12 protein-coding genes are annotated in these 15,300 nt (G+C 71.5%); 5 read left to right on the forward strand and 7 right to left on the reverse strand.

Annotated features, from left to right (window positions below; translation table 11 throughout):
* Positions 1–200 precede the first annotated feature (200 nt).
* Positions 201–2,546 (forward strand): serine/threonine-protein kinase, encoded by a 2,346-nt coding sequence (locus M8J73_RS18215; protein ID WP_249828806.1) that lies wholly within the window; start codon positions 201–203, stop codon positions 2,544–2,546.
* 69 nt (positions 2,547–2,615) lie between these two features.
* On the opposite strand, the gene M8J73_RS18220 is transcribed toward M8J73_RS18215, so the two are convergent.
* The 4 genes from M8J73_RS18220 to M8J73_RS18235 form a co-directional block, all read right to left on the reverse strand.
* The gene (locus M8J73_RS18220; protein WP_055537448.1) at positions 2,616–3,356 is read right to left on the reverse strand and encodes a lysophospholipid acyltransferase family protein; all 741 of its coding nucleotides are present in this window, start codon (positions 3,354–3,356) and stop codon (positions 2,616–2,618) included.
* 491 nt (positions 3,357–3,847) lie between these two features.
* Positions 3,848–5,074 carry an ornithine--oxo-acid transaminase gene (gene rocD, locus M8J73_RS18225; protein ID WP_055537447.1) on the reverse strand — a complete coding sequence of 409 codons (1,227 nt, stop codon included), beginning with the start codon at positions 5,072–5,074 and terminating at the stop codon, positions 3,848–3,850.
* 70 nt (positions 5,075–5,144) lie between these two features.
* The gene (gene ddaH / locus M8J73_RS18230; RefSeq protein ID WP_055537446.1) at positions 5,145–5,966 is read right to left on the reverse strand and encodes a dimethylargininase; all 822 of its coding nucleotides are present in this window, start codon (positions 5,964–5,966) and stop codon (positions 5,145–5,147) included.
* Positions 5,967–6,088: 122 nt separating this feature from the next.
* Entirely contained in the window at positions 6,089–6,580 is a 492-nt protein-coding gene (locus M8J73_RS18235) for an Lrp/AsnC family transcriptional regulator (RefSeq protein WP_055537445.1), read from the reverse strand.
* A gap of 102 nt (positions 6,581–6,682) precedes the next feature.
* Between M8J73_RS18235 and M8J73_RS18240 the strand changes: the two genes are divergently transcribed.
* The 4 genes from M8J73_RS18240 (at position 6,683) to M8J73_RS18255 (ending at position 11,014) form a co-directional block, all read left to right on the forward strand.
* A complete protein-coding gene (locus M8J73_RS18240) occupies positions 6,683–7,438 on the forward strand; it encodes a LytR/AlgR family response regulator transcription factor (protein WP_055537444.1) in 756 nt (251 codons plus the stop codon).
* A 9-nt stretch (positions 7,439–7,447) separates the two neighbouring features.
* On the forward strand, positions 7,448–7,840 hold the full coding sequence (locus M8J73_RS18245; protein ID WP_055537443.1) for a hypothetical protein: 393 nt from the start codon (positions 7,448–7,450) through the stop codon (positions 7,838–7,840).
* Positions 7,841–7,956: 116 nt separating this feature from the next.
* Positions 7,957–9,702, forward strand: a complete 1,746-nt coding sequence (locus tag M8J73_RS18250; protein WP_055537442.1) for a sodium/solute symporter — start codon at positions 7,957–7,959, stop codon at positions 9,700–9,702.
* A gap of 91 nt (positions 9,703–9,793) precedes the next feature.
* Complete coding sequence (locus M8J73_RS18255; RefSeq protein WP_055537441.1) at positions 9,794–11,014, forward strand: sensor histidine kinase; 1,221 nt, start codon at positions 9,794–9,796, stop codon at positions 11,012–11,014.
* A 50-nt stretch (positions 11,015–11,064) separates the two neighbouring features.
* On the opposite strand, the gene M8J73_RS18260 is transcribed toward M8J73_RS18255, so the two are convergent.
* Genes M8J73_RS18260 through M8J73_RS18270 form a run of 3 tightly spaced genes read right to left on the reverse strand, consistent with a single transcriptional unit; the run spans position 11,065 to position 15,108 of the window.
* Positions 11,065–11,220 carry a hypothetical protein gene (locus M8J73_RS18260; RefSeq protein WP_107102705.1) on the reverse strand — a complete coding sequence of 52 codons (156 nt, stop codon included), beginning with the start codon at positions 11,218–11,220 and terminating at the stop codon, positions 11,065–11,067.
* A gap of 13 nt (positions 11,221–11,233) precedes the next feature.
* Positions 11,234–13,168 carry a serine/threonine-protein kinase gene (locus M8J73_RS18265; protein WP_249828807.1) on the reverse strand — a complete coding sequence of 645 codons (1,935 nt, stop codon included), beginning with the start codon at positions 13,166–13,168 and terminating at the stop codon, positions 11,234–11,236.
* Between the two features lie 17 nt (positions 13,169–13,185).
* The gene (locus M8J73_RS18270; RefSeq protein ID WP_249828808.1) at positions 13,186–15,108 is read right to left on the reverse strand and encodes a DUF6777 domain-containing protein; all 1,923 of its coding nucleotides are present in this window, start codon (positions 15,106–15,108) and stop codon (positions 13,186–13,188) included.
* Positions 15,109–15,300 lie beyond the last annotated feature (192 nt).

The following is a 15,300-nucleotide window of genomic DNA, read 5'->3' on the forward strand; positions in this document are numbered from 1 at the left end:
TTGTTCAGCGGTGGGCGCCTCGGTCGCCCCGTGGACATCGGCAGGGGAGGGGCAGTAGTGCGGGACGGGTGAGTCGGGGATGATGTGGGGCCTTCGGCAGGGCTCAAGGTGCCAAGGGCTCAAGGGCTCAAGGGCTCAAGGAGTCAGGGCGCGGGGCGGGTGGCCGGCGGCGGGGGACCGGGCGGGGCAGGGGGTTGCGGGTGGAGGCGTACGAGGCGCTGGAGTCGGGGGACCCGGAGCGGATCGGGCGGTACCGGATCGTCGCGCGGCTGGGCGCGGGCGGAATGGGCCGGGTCTATCTGGGGCGCTCGCCCGGTGGCAGGGCGGTGGCGGTGAAGGTGGTGCGCGCGGATTTGGCCGAGGACGCCGAGTTCCGGCGCCGGTTCGCCCGGGAGGTGGCCGCGGCCCGACGCGTCAACGGGGTGTTCACCGCCGGGGTCGTGGACGCCGACCCGGAGGGGTCGCCGCCGTGGCTGGCGACGGCGTACGTACCGGGCGTCGCGCTGAGCGAGGCCGTCACCGCGCACGGGCCCTGGCCGCAGGGGCCGGTGCTGGCGCTCGGTGCCGGTCTAGCCGAGGCGCTGGAGGCGATCCATGCGGTGGACGTGGTCCACCGGGACCTCAAACCGTCCAACATCCTCCTCGCCACGGACGGCCCTCGGGTGATCGACTTCGGGATCTCGGTGGCTCATGAGGCCAGTGCGTTGACCCGTACCGGCATGGTGGTGGGCACACCGGGGTTCATGTCGCCCGAGCAGTTGACCGGGAAGCCGATCGGGCCTGCCAGTGATGTCTTCTCCTTGGGGGCGGTGCTGACGTTCGCCGCGACGGGATCGGGGCCGTTCGGGGCGGGCTCGGGGCATGCCCTGGGCTTCCGTGTCGTCTACGAGGAACCGGATCTGAGCCGACTGCCGCCCCGGCTACGGCCCTTGGTGGCGAGCTGTCTGGCCAAGCAGCCCCATCGCCGCCCCACGGTGGCGACACTGCTCGCACAACTGGCTGAGGCTGCCGCCGAGACGCCGGGGGAGACCGAGACGGCCGACAGGGGCACTGTCGCAGAGGCCGACGCCGGAGGGGTCACGGGAGAGGTGGTCGCCGGAGGTCACGTCGCGGGGGAGGCGGGCACGCATCCGCCCACCCGGCCCGGCTGGCTGCCCGCTCCGGTCGCCGCGAGCGTGCACGCCCGCACCACCGTGCAGAGCCCCGCACTCCCCCCTCCACCGGCGGTACCCCTCGCACCGACACCAGCACCAACTCCGGATCCAGCCCCGTCCCAGCCCCCTTCCGAGAACCCGGAAGCGGTGGCATCCGGCGCGACCCCGACCCCGACCCCGTCCCCGTCCCCGGCGCCGCGCGCCGCCGGCCCGACCCGTCGGCGGGCCCTGGTCGGTGGCCTCGGCGCTGCCGCCGCCGCAGGGCTCGGCTTCGCCGGCTGGAAGCTCAGCGACCGGGATTCCGCCAAGGAACCCATGGGCTCACCCGGCCCCAGCCGAAGGACCGACGCCTCCCCCACACCCACACCATCGCCCTCACCCGCGGCCCCGTCCGGCGCCGAGAAGTGGAGATTCATCACCGGCGGCCTCGTCTACGCGTCGCCGATCGTCGCCGACGGCGTTGTGTACGTCGGCACCGAGACCGACTTCCTGTACGCGCTGGACGCCGGCACCGGCGAAATGCGCTGGGCGTTCAAAACCGGCGGGAACGTGAACGCGGCGCCGGCGGTCGCCGACGGAACGGTCTACGTGGGCAGTGAGGACGGCAACCTGTACGCGGTGGACGCGGACACGGGCAGACAACGGTGGAAGTTCCGCACCGGCAAGGGCAGAAGCTCACCGCCGACGGTCGCCGAGGGCCTGGTGTACGTCGGCGGCGGGGGCAGGCTCCCGAAGGGCATCGGCGCAACATACCGCGACGACCAGGACGGCCACGTGTACGCCGTCGACAGCGGCACCGGTGCACAGCGGTGGAAATCCACCACCAGCAGCCGAGTGGAGGAGGCGCCGACCGTCGCCGACGGGACTGTCTACGCGTGCGCTCTGCGGGGTACCGCGTACGCGCTGGACGCCGCCACCGGCAAGCGGCGGTGGGAATTCACCACCGGAGGTCTGCTCGACTCAGTCGTGGCGGTCGCTGACGGAGCGGTGTACCTCAGCAGCGAGGACGGGTATCTCTACGCGCTGGACGCCGGGACCGGCGACCGGCGGTGGAGGTTCGCGGCCGAGAGATTCGTGAGCGCGCCGACCGTCGTCGACGGGACGGTCTACCTGGGCGGCGGGGTCGGCGAGTTGACCGCCGTGGACGCGCGCACGGGCAAGCGGCGGTGGAGGACCCGCGTCAGCAAGGAACCGTTCGTGGGCGCGCCGACGGTCGTCGACGGGGTGGCCTACACGGGCAGCGGTGACGGCAACCTGTACGCCGTGGACGCCGAGACCGGCGGGAAGCGGTGGACGTTCCCCACCGGCAGCCCCGTGAACGCGGCACCCGCCTTCGCCGAGGGGGTGCTCTACCTCAGCAGCGGCAACGGCATCGTGTACGCGGTGACATAGCGGCACCCACGCCTCGCCGTCGGCCCACCGGCGTCCCCCGCACCGCCCGCATCGCCCGCGCCACCCGCGTCAACTCAGCGGCAGACGCGGGAACTTGCGTTCCCTCCGCTCCTTGCGTTCCTTCGCCGCGGCCTCGGCCTCCTGGGCCTTCACGACGGCCGCGTACTGGTCCACGTACTCCTGCTCGGAGAGCGAGAGGATCGCGTACATGATCTCGTCGGTGATGGCCCGCAGGACGGCCTTCTCGTTCTCCATGCCTTCGTAGCGGGAGAAGTCGAGGGGCTTGCCGAAGCGGATCACGACGGGGTGGATGTTCGGGATGACCTTGCCCGGCGGCTGCGCCTCGAACGTGCCGATCATCGCGCACGGGATCACCGGCACCTTGGCCTTCAGCGCCATGACCGCCACGCCGACCTTGCCCTTGTAGAGGCGGCCGTCGTGCGAGCGCGTGCCCTCCGGGTAGATACCGAGCAGCTCGTCCTTGCTGAGCACCCCGAGCCCCTCGCGGATCGCGGCCTGACCGGCCTCCTTCCCGGAGCGGTCGACGGGGATCTGACCCGCGCTGCGGAAGAAGAACGCCGTCAGCCGGCCCTTCACGCCCGGCCCGGTGAAGTACTCGGCCTTCGCCAGGAAGGTGATGCGCCGCTTGAGGATCGCCGGCATCAGGAAGTGGTCCGAGAAGGACAGGTGGTTTCCGGCGACGATGGCCGCGCCCGACGACGGCACGTGTTCGAGACCCTCGATGCGGGGCCGGAAGACCAGCCTCAGCAGCGGACCCAGAAGCACATACTTGAGCAGGTAATAGAACACGGCGTCCCCTTCGCTCTACCGGATCGGCTCTATGGACGTGTTCCGCCAGGTCACAGCGCACATCCGCGGACGCGACCGTACTGAGCCCGTCGCCAAGTGAGGGCAGGTCCGATCGGCCTCATCCGACTCCTCGCTGACTGTACTGACGTTGCGTCAGGCGCTTGCGCGCTGGTGAGCCTCGTCCTGCGGTGCCGAGGATTGATCGTAGCCCGTAGTACCGGCGGTAAGGAGGGCCCCGACCTGCCACAAACGGCAAAGACGATCAGCCGGGATCGTTCGGTGTTGGACAGCGCGACCCGCTGGGAGGGAACCTCCAGCCACGCGGTCGACCCCGGCTGGGTCCCCACCCGCATGGGCGGGCCGGCGGCCTCGGACGACCCTTCTTCGCCGCCGACCAGCTCACCGGACCCACCGACCGGCAGAAGCCGCTCCCCACAAGGGGAGCGGCTGTCCGCAGGGAGGCGGGGTGCCGAAGCGGGACGGGCCCCGGATCAGGAACCCGCCCGCAGCACCTCCCCCAGCGTCTCCAGCGCCGCGCGGAGTTCCGCGGCCGTGACCGTCAGCGGCGGTGCCAGGCGGATCGTCGAGCCATGGGTGTCCTTGACGAGGATCCCCCGGTCCATGAGCCGTCGGCTGATCTCACGGCCCGTGCCGATCGCCGGGTCGATGTCGACGCCCGCCCACAGGCCCCGCGCCCGGAAGCCGACCACGCCCCGGCCGACCAGTGCCGTCAGCCCGTCCCGCAGGACGACGCCCAGCTCGGCCGCCCGCTGCTGGAACTCCCCGGTCCGCAGCAACTCGACCACCGCCGAGCCCACCGCCGCGGCCAGCGGATTCCCACCGAACGTCGACCCGTGCTCGCCCGGCCGCAGAACGGACAGCACCTCCCGGCGCGCCACCACCGCCGACACCGGGACGATGCCACCGCCGAGCGCCTTGCCGAGCAGCACGGCGTCGGGCACCACGTCCTCGTGGTCGACCGCGAGCGTACGGCCGGTACGGCCCAGACCCGACTGGATCTCGTCCGCGATGAACAGGCACCCGGCCCGCCGGGTCACCTCCCGCACCCCGCGCAGATAGCCCTCGTCGGGGATGAGCACACCCGCCTCGCCCTGGATGGGCTCGATCAGCACGGCCGCCGTCGTCTCGTCGACGGCCGCCTCCAGCGCGGCCAGGTCGTTGTACGGCACCACCCGGAAGCCCGGGGTGAACGGCCCGAAGCCGCCCCGCGCCTCCGGGTCGGTGGAGAAGCTGACGATCGTCGTCGTACGGCCGTGGAAGTTGCCCGCGGCCACCACGATCGTCGCCCGGTCCGCGGGGACGCCCTTCACCTCGTACGCCCACTTGCGGGCCACCTTGATGCCGCTCTCCACGGCCTCGGCGCCCGTGTTCATCGGCAGCACCATGTCCAGGCCCGTCAGCTCGGCCAGGGACTCCGCGAACTCCGCCAGCCGGTCGTTGTGGAAGGCCCGCGACGTGAGCGTCAGCGTGTCCAGCTGGCGGTGCGCGGCCTCGATCAGCGCCGGATGGCGGTGACCGAAGTTGAGGGCGGAGTAGCCGGCCAGCATGTCCAGATAGCGGCGGCCCTCCACGTCCTCGACCCAGCTGCCCTCGGCACGGGCGACGACGACGGGAAGTGGATGGTAGTTGTGCGCGAGGACGGGCTCCTCGGCACGGATGAGGTCGGCCGACGAACGCGTACGGACGGGAGCGGTCATGAGCGGGCCTCCTGGGTCATGGGTCGAAACGCCCGCGGCGGGCGGTGGAACGGGGGCCGGGTCTCCAGCTTCACGGGCGGAGCTCCTGCGTGCAGCACTTGATGCCGCCGCCGGCCTTCTGGAACTCCGACAGGTCGAGCGGGACGGGCACGTAGCCCTGCCGGTCGAGCTGGTCGGCGAGTTCCTTGGCGCGGGACGAGATGAACACATGGCGGCCGTCGGACACCGAGTTGAGCCCGAAGGCCAGCGCGTCCTCCCGGGTGGCGATCACCGCGTCCGGGTACAGCCGGGCGAGGACCGCGCGGCTGCCGGGGGAGAACGCCTCCGGGTAGTACGCGATGTTGCCGTCCTCCCCGTCGTCGAGCACGAACAGGGCGGTGTCCATGTGGTAGAACCGCGGATCCACCAGCTGGAGGCTGATCACCGGGACGCCGAAGAACTCCTGCGCCTGACGGTGGGCCTCACGCGTGGTCCGGAAACCCGTCCCGGCGAGGAGGAAGCGACCGGCCGGCACCAGATCGCCCTCCCCCTCGCACACCGACTCGGCCCGGTGCACCTCGTACCCGGCGCCCTCGAACCACGCGTCGTACGCGGTGGACTCCGGGCGCCGCTCCGGCGCGTGGAACAGCGAGCCGAGGACACGGCCGCCGAGGACGAGCGCGCAGTTGGCCGCGAAGACCATGTCGGGCAGCGCCGCCACCGGCTCCACGGTCTCCACGGTGTGGCCGTGGTCCCGGTAGGCGCGGATCAGCGCCTGCCACTGCTCACGGGCGAGGTCGACGTCCACGGGGGTGTCCGGATGCATCCAGGGATTGATCGAGTACTGCACGGCGAAGTGTCTGGGTTCGCAGACGAGAAAGCGCCGAAGGCGCGGCACACGGCTGTCGGGCACAGAGGGTCTCTCCGCTTCCTGCGGTGTCGGCTGGGGATGACACCACGGTAGGAATCAGGACAGACGCCCGACAAGCGACAAGCGCTGCGTGTTCACGCAGTGATGCTGCGTATGGAAGCCGCTCAGCGCACGTTCGGTGCGTCGTGGGTGGCGGCGGCCTCCGGAGCCTCGGGCAGGAGGTGCGACAGCACCATGTAACTGATCGTCTTCCGGATGAACGGCTCGGTGCGGATCCGCTCCAGCACCTCCTCGAAGTGCTCCACATCGACGGCCCGCACATGCAGCAGCGCGTCCGCGCCCCCGGTCACCGTCATCGCCGCCGTGATCTCCGGATGGTTGCGCACCACCTCCGCCAGCCGCCGGGGCGGCGCCGCGCCCTCGCAGTACACCTCCACGTACGCCTCCGTGCGCCATCCGAGCGCCGCCGGCTTCACCGTGGCCGTGAACCCCGTGATCACCCCGGTCTCCCGCAGCCGGTCCACCCGCCGCTTGACCGCGGTGGCCGACAGCCCGATGGCCGAGCCGATCTCGGCGAAGCTGGTCCTCGCGTTCGCCATCAGCGCCGTGATGATCTTGCGATCGAGCTCGTCGAACGCCGCTGACTTGCTGTTCATGCGGGCACTGTATCCAGCGACCCGTGCCCGCGGCGCGTACCCGGAAGGCCTCCGGCGCGCGGACGTGTGCAGTCGTACGAATTACTCCTACACTCCGGGTTCATGCTGCGCGCGCTCGCCGTCGATGACGAGAAACCCTCCCTCGAGGAGCTGCTGTATCTGCTGAACGCGGATCCGCGGATCAGCAGCGCCGAGGGCGCCGGCGACGCCACCGAAGCCCTGCGCCGGATCAACCGCGCCCTGGAGTCCGGGCCCGCCGGACCCGAGGCGATCGACGTGGTCTTCCTCGACATCCACATGGCCGGACTCGACGGCCTCGACCTCGCCCGGCTCCTCACCGGCTTCGCCCGGCCCCCGCTCGTCGTCTTCGTCACCGCCCACGAGGGCTTCGCCGTGCAGGCCTTCGACCTCAAGGCCGTCGACTACGTCCTCAAGCCCGTCCGCCGGGAACGGCTCGCCGAGGCGATACGCCGAGCCGCCCAGATGCGCGGCGCCGCCCCGCCGATACCGGTCCACGAACCCGACCCCGACCAGATACCCGTCGAGCTCGGCGGAGTGACCCGCTTCGTCGCCGTCGACGACATCACCCATGTCGAGGCCCAGGGCGACTACGCCCGACTGCACACCTCGCAGGGCAGCCATCTCGTCCGCATCCCGCTCTCCACCCTCGAGGAACGCTGGCGCGCCCGCGGCTTCGTCCGCATCCACCGCCGCCACCTCGTCGCCCTGCGCCACATCGGCGAACTCCGCCTCGACGCGGGCACGGTCAGCGTCCTCGTCGGCTCCGTGGAACTCCAGGTCAGCCGCCGCCACGCCCGCGAACTGCGCGATCTGCTGATGCGCCGGACCACGGGCTGAGGAGACGGCATGCCCCAGGACCCCACCGAACGGCGCGTCGTCGTCACCGGCGTGCCCCGCCGCACGCTCCCGCACCCCCGGCGCCCGGGCGGGAGACACCCGCTCCGCTCCGGCCACCACCGCCCGCGCACCGAGATCGACGAACAGACCACCCTCGGCCACACCTACGTCCGCTCCCTCATGCGCAGCCAACTCCGGGCCGCGCTCGGGGTGTTCGCGGTCCTGGTCCTGCTGGTCGCCCCGCTGCCGCTGGTCTTCGCCGCCATGCCGGACGGCGCCGGCCTGGAGTGGGCCGTCCTCGGCTTCGGCATCTACCCCCCGCTGGTCCTCCTCGCCCGCTGGCACGTACGGCGCGCCGAACGCAACGAACAGGACCTCGTACGCCTCGTCGAGGACCGCTGAGACCCCCCTGCCCGAGCCGACCGGAAGCCCAGCATGAACGACAACCCAGCATGATCGAGAAGCCCGCATGAACGAAACGCCCGTATGAACGTGAAGCCCGTGAGCGAGAAGCCCGCATGAACGAGAACTACGCCGTCCCCGCGGTCGCCCTCGTCGTCGTGGCGACCGTCCTCGTCGGCGCGTTCGGTCTGCGCATCTCCCGCACGACCTCCGACTTCTACGTCGCCTCCCGCACCGTCGGCCCTCGCCTCAACGCGGCCGCGATCAGCGGCGAGTACCTGTCCGCCGCCTCCTTCCTCGGCATCGCGGGCCTCGTCCTCGTCCAGGGCCCCGACATGCTCTGGTACCCGGTCGGCTACACCGCCGGATACCTCGTGCTGCTGCTGTTCGTCGCCGCCCCGCTGCGCCGCTCGGGCGCCTACACCCTGCCCGACTTCGCGGAGGCCCGGCTCGCCTCCAAGACCGTACGGCGGCTCGCGGGCGCCTTCGTCGTCGGCGTCGGCTGGCTCTACCTGCTGCCCCAGCTCCAGGGCGCCGGACTGACCCTGAACGTGCTCACCGACGCGCCCCAGTGGCTCGGCGGGGTCATCGTCGCCGTTGTCGTCGCCGCGACCGTCGCCGCGGGCGGCATGCGCAGCATCACCTTCGTGCAGGCGTTCCAGTACTGGCTGAAACTCACCGCCCTGCTGGTCCCCGCGCTCTTCCTCGTCCTCGCCTGGAAGGGCGACGGCGCTCCCCGCCACGCCTTCGACGAACCGGCGTCCTTCCGCGAGCAGCGGGTCGTCCGCGTCGACGCGACCCTCGACCTGAAGCTCGCCGAGCCGCTGATCGTCACGGTGTCCGGCACGATCGACGGCCGCCGCCACGACGAGAAACGGATCGACCTGCCCGCCGGCACCCACCGCGTCGAGCGGGGCACCCGGCTGACCTTCACCGAGGGCGACCCCGTGCCCGTCGCCGACCGAGGCAGCAACGGCGGCATGTCCACCTCCCTCGCCGAGGGCCGCGAGGAACGCCCCCTCTACGCCACCTACGGGCTGATCCTCGCCACGTTCCTCGGCACCATGGGCCTGCCCCATGTCGTCGTCCGCTTCTACACCAGCCCCCACGGTGTCGCCGCCCGCCGCACCACGGTCGTCGTCCTCGGCCTCATCGGCGCCTTCTATCTCCTTCCCCCGGTCTACGGGGCCCTCGGCCGGCTCTACGCCCCCGAACTCACCCTCACCGGGGACGCCGACGCGGCCGTACTCCTCCTGCCGGACCGCATGATCGGCGGACTCGGCGGCGATCTGCTGGGCGCGCTCGTCGCGGGCGGCGCGTTCGCGGCGTTCCTGTCCACCGCGTCCGGCCTCACCCTGGCCATCGCCGGCGTCCTCACCCAGGACGTGCTGCCCGCGCGCGGGGTACGGCACTTCCGGCTCGGCACGGTCCTCGCCATGGCCGTCCCCCTCGCGGCGAGCGTCCTGGTGGGCGGACTACCCGTCGCCGACGCGGTCGGCCTCGCCTTCGCCGTGTCCGCCTCGTCCTTCTGCCCGCTGCTCGTCCTCGGCATCTGGTGGCGGCGCCTGACCCCGCCGGGGGCCGCCGCGGGCATGCTCGCCGGCGGCGGAGCGGCGCTGCTCGCGGTCGCGGCGACCATGGCCGGCTACCCCGGCACCGGCGCGTTCCACGCCTTGCTCGCCTGGCCCGCCCTCTGGTCGGTCCCGCTCGGCTTCCTGACGATGGTCCTGGTCTCCCTCGCCACACCGAGCAGGGTCCCGGCCGAGACCTCGTCGATCCTGGCCCGCTTCCATCTGCCGGAGGAACTGGTCGGCGGCCAGCCCGGAGCGGCCTCGAAGGAGATCGAACTGTGGCGCCGGTGAACGGAACCCGCCGCGGTGGGCCGGAAGCCCTTGCGCGGTGGACCGGGAACCCGCGAGCCGTGGGCGGTGTACCAGTTGCAGGAGGTGAACGATGAGCGGTGAAGTCAGCGGATTCCTGGCCGGGTTCCTGGTCGCGGTGCTGCCGTTCCTCGCGGCCGGCTTCTGGCTCGGTCGCCGGACGGCCCGGCCGGGCAGAAGCCTGGGCGGCCTCGGTACGCCCGTGGAGCACGCCACGTTCCAGACCCTGCACACCGCGACGCTCGCCGCGCCCCCGCTGCGTGCCGGCCTCACCGAGGAGACGGCCCGCAGATCCGCCAAGCGGCTGCGCACCCTGCTCGGCACGGACGCGCTGTGCCTCACCGACCACGAGTCGGTCCTCGTCTGGGAGGGCGTGGGGGAGCACCACCGCGCCGAGATCATGGAGCGTCTCGCCGGTCCCCTGGAGACCGGCCGGGGCGAGGCGTTCCGTCTGACCTGCGACATCCTCGACTGCCCGGTCCGCTGGGCGGTCGTCGCCCCCCTCACGGTCGACGACCGCGTCCACGGCACGCTCGTCGCCTGCGCCCCTCTGGAGTCCGCCGTCCTCGTCCGCGCGGCCGGCGAGGTCGCCCGCTGGGTCTCCGTCCAGCTGGAACTCGCCGACCTCGACCAGTCCCGCACCCGGCTCATCGAGGCCGAGATCAAGGCCCTGCGCGCCCAGATCTCCCCGCACTTCATCTTCAACTCGCTCGCCGTGATCGCCTCGTTCGTCCGAACCGACCCCGAGCGCGCCCGCGAACTGCTGCTGGAGTTCGCCGACTTCACCCGCTACTCGTTCCGCAGGCACGGCGACTTCACCACCCTCGCCGACGAACTCCACGCCATAGACCACTACCTGGCCCTGGTCCGGGCCCGCTTCGGCGACCGCCTCTCCGTCACCCTGCAGATAGCCCCGGAGGTCCTGCCCGTCACCCTGCCCTTCCTCTGCCTCCAGCCCCTGGTGGAGAACGCGGTGAAGCACGGTCTGGAGGGCCGGCTCGACAAGAGCCACATCAGCATCACCGCCCAGGACGCGGGCGCGGAGGCACTCGTCGTCATCGAGGACGACGGCGTCGGCATGGACCCCGAGGTACTGCGCCGCATCCTCTCCGGCGAGACGAGCCCCTCGGGCGGCATAGGCCTGAGCAACGTCGACGAACGGCTCCGCCAGGTGTACGGCGACGACCACGGCCTCGTCATCGAGACCGCGGTCGGCGCAGGCATGAAGATCACCGCCCGGCTGCCGAAATACCAGCCGGGCGTACACCCGGACGGGGGAATACCCCGAGCCTGAGGATCACACAGTGTGCGCCCCAGCGTGCGTGCGTGTCAGGTGCGCTCGTCTCAGGTGCGCGATGCCACCATCCCCAGCGTCAGCAGGCCGAGGACGACCCATCCGAACCACAGCCAGCCATTGCTTCCGAGAGCCACGGTGTAGGCCGTCACCGCGACCAGCCCACCCACGGTGAGCACCCCCATGGCCTTAGTCGAACTGGGCATCGCGACACCCTCCTCATGGTTCGTCCTTCTCCATGGTGCGCCTGTCCTGGCGCATCGCGGTGCAGACGACGAAATGTGAGTCCGAATGCCATCCACTGTCTCCCACCCAGACAGCGGCTTCATAGGTGTCGTGGGGGTAGCCGTACTCCTTGGGCGGGACCTCTTTCTGGCAGATGTCGGCTCCCTCGCGCTTCGCGTCCTTCAGCTTCAGATCGGAGGGCACCTGGAGGAACGCGAGCACCTGCTGGTCGTGCGGCCCGTCGCACGGGACCAGCTTGGCGCGGTCGAGGGAGAGCTCGTCGAGGCAGTCCCGCTTCTGCATGGTGGCCGTGTCCGTGAACACCATGCCCATCGGCCGGTGCTCCCCGATCGGGCCGTGCACCGGTCCGTGGGTGCCCAGCAGCAGGCAGGCGACGCGCTGTCCGGCGGTGTCGAAGCCGTCGGCGGTCGGCACCACCGCGTAGCCGCGGGTGTCGGCGAGCAGGCCGTCGGCCTCCTTGGTGAGCCGGTCGCACTGGGCGGCCCCGCCGCTGCGGGCGTCCTCGGCGGATCCGGCCTCGTACACGGCCATGACCTGCCCGTCCGTGCCCTCGCCGCAGTCCACGACGGTGAGCCGGGGCTGGTCCGTGAAGGGGACGCCCGACCAGTCGGCGTCGACGCAGTCGCCGTTCCTGAGCGCCCGCGTCAGCCCGATGGCGTCTCCGTAGGGCCTCGCGCCGCTTCCGGTGCCACCGCCGAGTGTGCGGAGGTCCGGCAGGTTCTCCAGCCCGTACATGATCCCGCTCACCAGCAGGGCCAGACCGAGGGTGGTCGCCATGCCGGCCAGCAGGGCCTTCGCCCGGTGATGACGGCGTCGACCGTCGGTGCGGGCGCCGGGGGAGCGGCGGGAGGGGTGGGCGGGGCCGTGGTCGGAGGAGGGGGAGGCCCAGTCGGAGTGGTTCTCCGGCGTCGCGGTGGGCGCGGGCCAGGGCGCCTCGTGCGGGTGCCGGGAGGCGAGCACCTCCGGCTCCACGGTGTGCAGGGCCCCGCTCGCCCACTGCGGCTGGGACCCCAGGTCCGGATCGGTGCGGGGGTGGGCCCGCGGGGTCACGATCGCCGCGAGGGCCACCTCGGTGTCGGCCGCGGTGATCCGGTGCACCGGGTCCTTGGCCAGCATCGCGGCCAGCAGCGGCTCCAGGGCGCCCGCGCGCAGCACCGGACGCGGCTCCTCCAGGACGACGGCGGTCAGGGCGGCGATCCCGGAGTCCCGGTCGAAGGGGCCGAAGCCCTCCACGGCGTAGTACAGCGTGCAGCCCAGCGAGAACAGGTCGGCAGCGGCGGTCGGCGGCCCGCCCTGGGCCCGTTCGGGCGCCAGATACCCGGTGGTCCCGACCAGCATGTTGGAGCGGGTGTACCGGGTCTCCTGGGTGTCGGGCTGCACGGAGATGCCGTAGTCGGTGAGCAGGACGCGCGCGTACGGCGATCCGGTGCGGTCGGGGGCGAGCAGGATGTTGGCCGGTTTGACGTCCCGGTGCATGATGCCGCGCTCGTGCCCGGCGGTCAGCGCGTCCAGGACGGCGAGCCCTATCCGGGCACACTCGGCGGGCGCGAGCGGGCCGCGTTGGGTGACGAGTGCCTTCAGGTCCAGGGCGCCGGGTACGTATTCCATGACGATCCACGGCAGCTCGTCGTGTTCGAGGACGTCGTGCACGGTGACGACGTGGGGGTGGTCGCGCAGCCCGGCGGCGTGCCGGGCCTCCGCGCGGGCCCGCGCGACCCGGGTGGCGCGGTCCTGCTCCTCCTCGTCCGGGTCGCGGAACACGATTTCCTTGAGCGCCACCTCGCAGTCCAGCTGCTGGTCGTGGGCGAGCCAGACATGGCCCATTCCGCCGCTGCCCAGGCGGTTCAGTAACAGGTAGCGGTCGGCGATGACGCGGCCGACTCCCGACTCCGGTGCTTCGGACTGCATCGGTCACTCCCCAGGGTTCAGATCCATACGGGCTGGGCCGGGTCCTCGACGGGGTCTCCGGTGTCGCCGCCGGGACCTCCCGGGCCACCGCGGTCCTCGGACGGGGTGTCCCCGGACGGCTCGGGATCACTGCTCGTCGGATCCACCGGCGGATCGACCGGCGGGTCGACGGGCGGATCGCTCTCCTCCGACTGGGTGGGGTCCGGTGGGGCCGCACTCGACGTGGTGGGTGTCGGGGTTGGAGTGGTCGGCTCCGGCGTGGGCGTCGGGGTGGTCGGTTCGGGCGTGGGCGTGGATTCGCTCGGCGAGGGGATCCCGCCGTCGGTAGACCCCACCGAACCCGAACCCGAACCCGACCCCGAACCCGAACCCGACCCTGAACCGGATCCCGAATCCGATCCGGAGTCGGAGCCGCTGTCTGTGCTGCCTGATCCGGAGCCGGAGTCGGAGCCGCTGTCTGTGCTGCCTGATCCGGAGCCGGAGTCGGAGCCGCTGTCCGTGCTGCCTGATCCGGAGCCGGAGTCGGAGCCGCTGTCCGTGCTGCCTGATCCGGAGCCGGAGTCGGAGCCGCTGTCCGTGCTGCCTGATCCGGAGCCGGAGTCGGAGCCGCTGTCCGTGCTGCCTGATCCGGAGCCGGAGTCGGAGCCGCTGTCCGTGCTGCCTGATCCGGAGCCGGAGTCGGAGCCGCTGTCCGTGCTGCCTGATCCGGAGCCGGAGTCGGAGCCGCTGTCCGTGCTGCCTGATCCGGAGCCGGAGTCGGAGCCGCTGTCCGTGCTGCCTGATCCGGAGCCGGAGTCGGAGCCGCTGTCCGTGCTGCCTGATCCGGAGCCGGAGTCGGAGCCGCTGTCCGTGCTGCCTGATCCGGAGCCGGAGTCGGAGCCGCTGTCCGTGCTGCCTGATCCGGAGCCGGAGTCGGAGCCGCTGTCCGTGCTCCCCGATCCGGAGCCGGAGTCGGATCCTGAACCCTCCGAAGCCGCACCCGTGTCGGTCCCGGTCCCGGTCCCTGTGCCGCCGTCCGTCGGCGGCACATCCGTCGGCTTCCAGTCCACCGTCAGCGTCACCGCGTCGCCGAACTCCCGCTTCGCACCCGCTCCCGGACTGGACCCCGTCACGGGAGCGTCGCTCGGCGGCATCTCGTCCCCCTCGACGACCACCGCGAGGCCGTCGTCGGCCAGGGCCGCGCTCGCCTCACCGAAGGACTTCCCCGCAACCTCCGGCACCGTCCGCCGTTCACGTGCGTCGAACGTCTCGTCCGACTCTCCCGCGGTACCGACGTCCCGGCTGATGCCCTGGCCGGGGTCCTCGACGTCGACGAGCTTGATCTCCTTCAGCTGCTCGGGCGCGGGCTTCACCACGACCGTCGAGGACTCGTCGTAGCTCTCCCACTCGTCGTTGCGGTCGTCGAACTTCACATCGATGCGCTCGGGGTCGTCGTCGAACGTCCGCAGGGGATTTCCGCAGCTGCACTTCACAGCAGGCAGCCCCTGTTCGTTCACCAATACGGCGATGCCCGCTTCCAACAGCGCGTCGAAGGGGACGCCTTCGCCCTTCTTGTAGTCGTGGTTCTTCACGAGCGTGTCGTGGCGCAGGAGAACGGGAGTGAGGTCGTCGAGATAATCGCTGATTCCGTCGACCTTCACGCCCACGATGTCGGCCCAGACCTGAGCCTTATTCCGGTTTTCGGGATCCGTCAGAAAACGCTCGAGTTTGGCGATGTCGCAGATCTTCGGGCGCTTCCGCGTTCCGCCGTAGAGGCCGGGCGCGTTCCCCTGCTGGAGTCCGCTGTGCGGCTCACGGGACGTGAGGTTCTTCTGGTCCCGCCCCAGCCCGGCGTCCTCGTCGAAGAAGGGGGCGAGGGAGGCCACGCCCGCGGCGACCGCCCGCACCGGGAGCAGCGCCGGACCGGAGTCAGCGCATCCGCTGAGGACCACTGCGCCCACCAGGAGAACGGCTATCCTACGGACGGCCGATTTCCCGGCATTTCGCAAACACGTTCGCAGGCATACGTGAATTGTCATGACCGCTCCCCCCGGCGGTTTCCCCCGTCACCCCGCAGGGCGGAAGCGGGGCTCACGCATCATGCTACTGAAGGGAAAAGCCCTTCAGTCAAGAAAAATATGAATGTGCGGTCG

Source organism: Streptomyces neyagawaensis, from assembly GCF_023516595.1.
Lineage (GTDB): Bacteria > Actinomycetota > Actinomycetes > Streptomycetales > Streptomycetaceae > Streptomyces > Streptomyces neyagawaensis.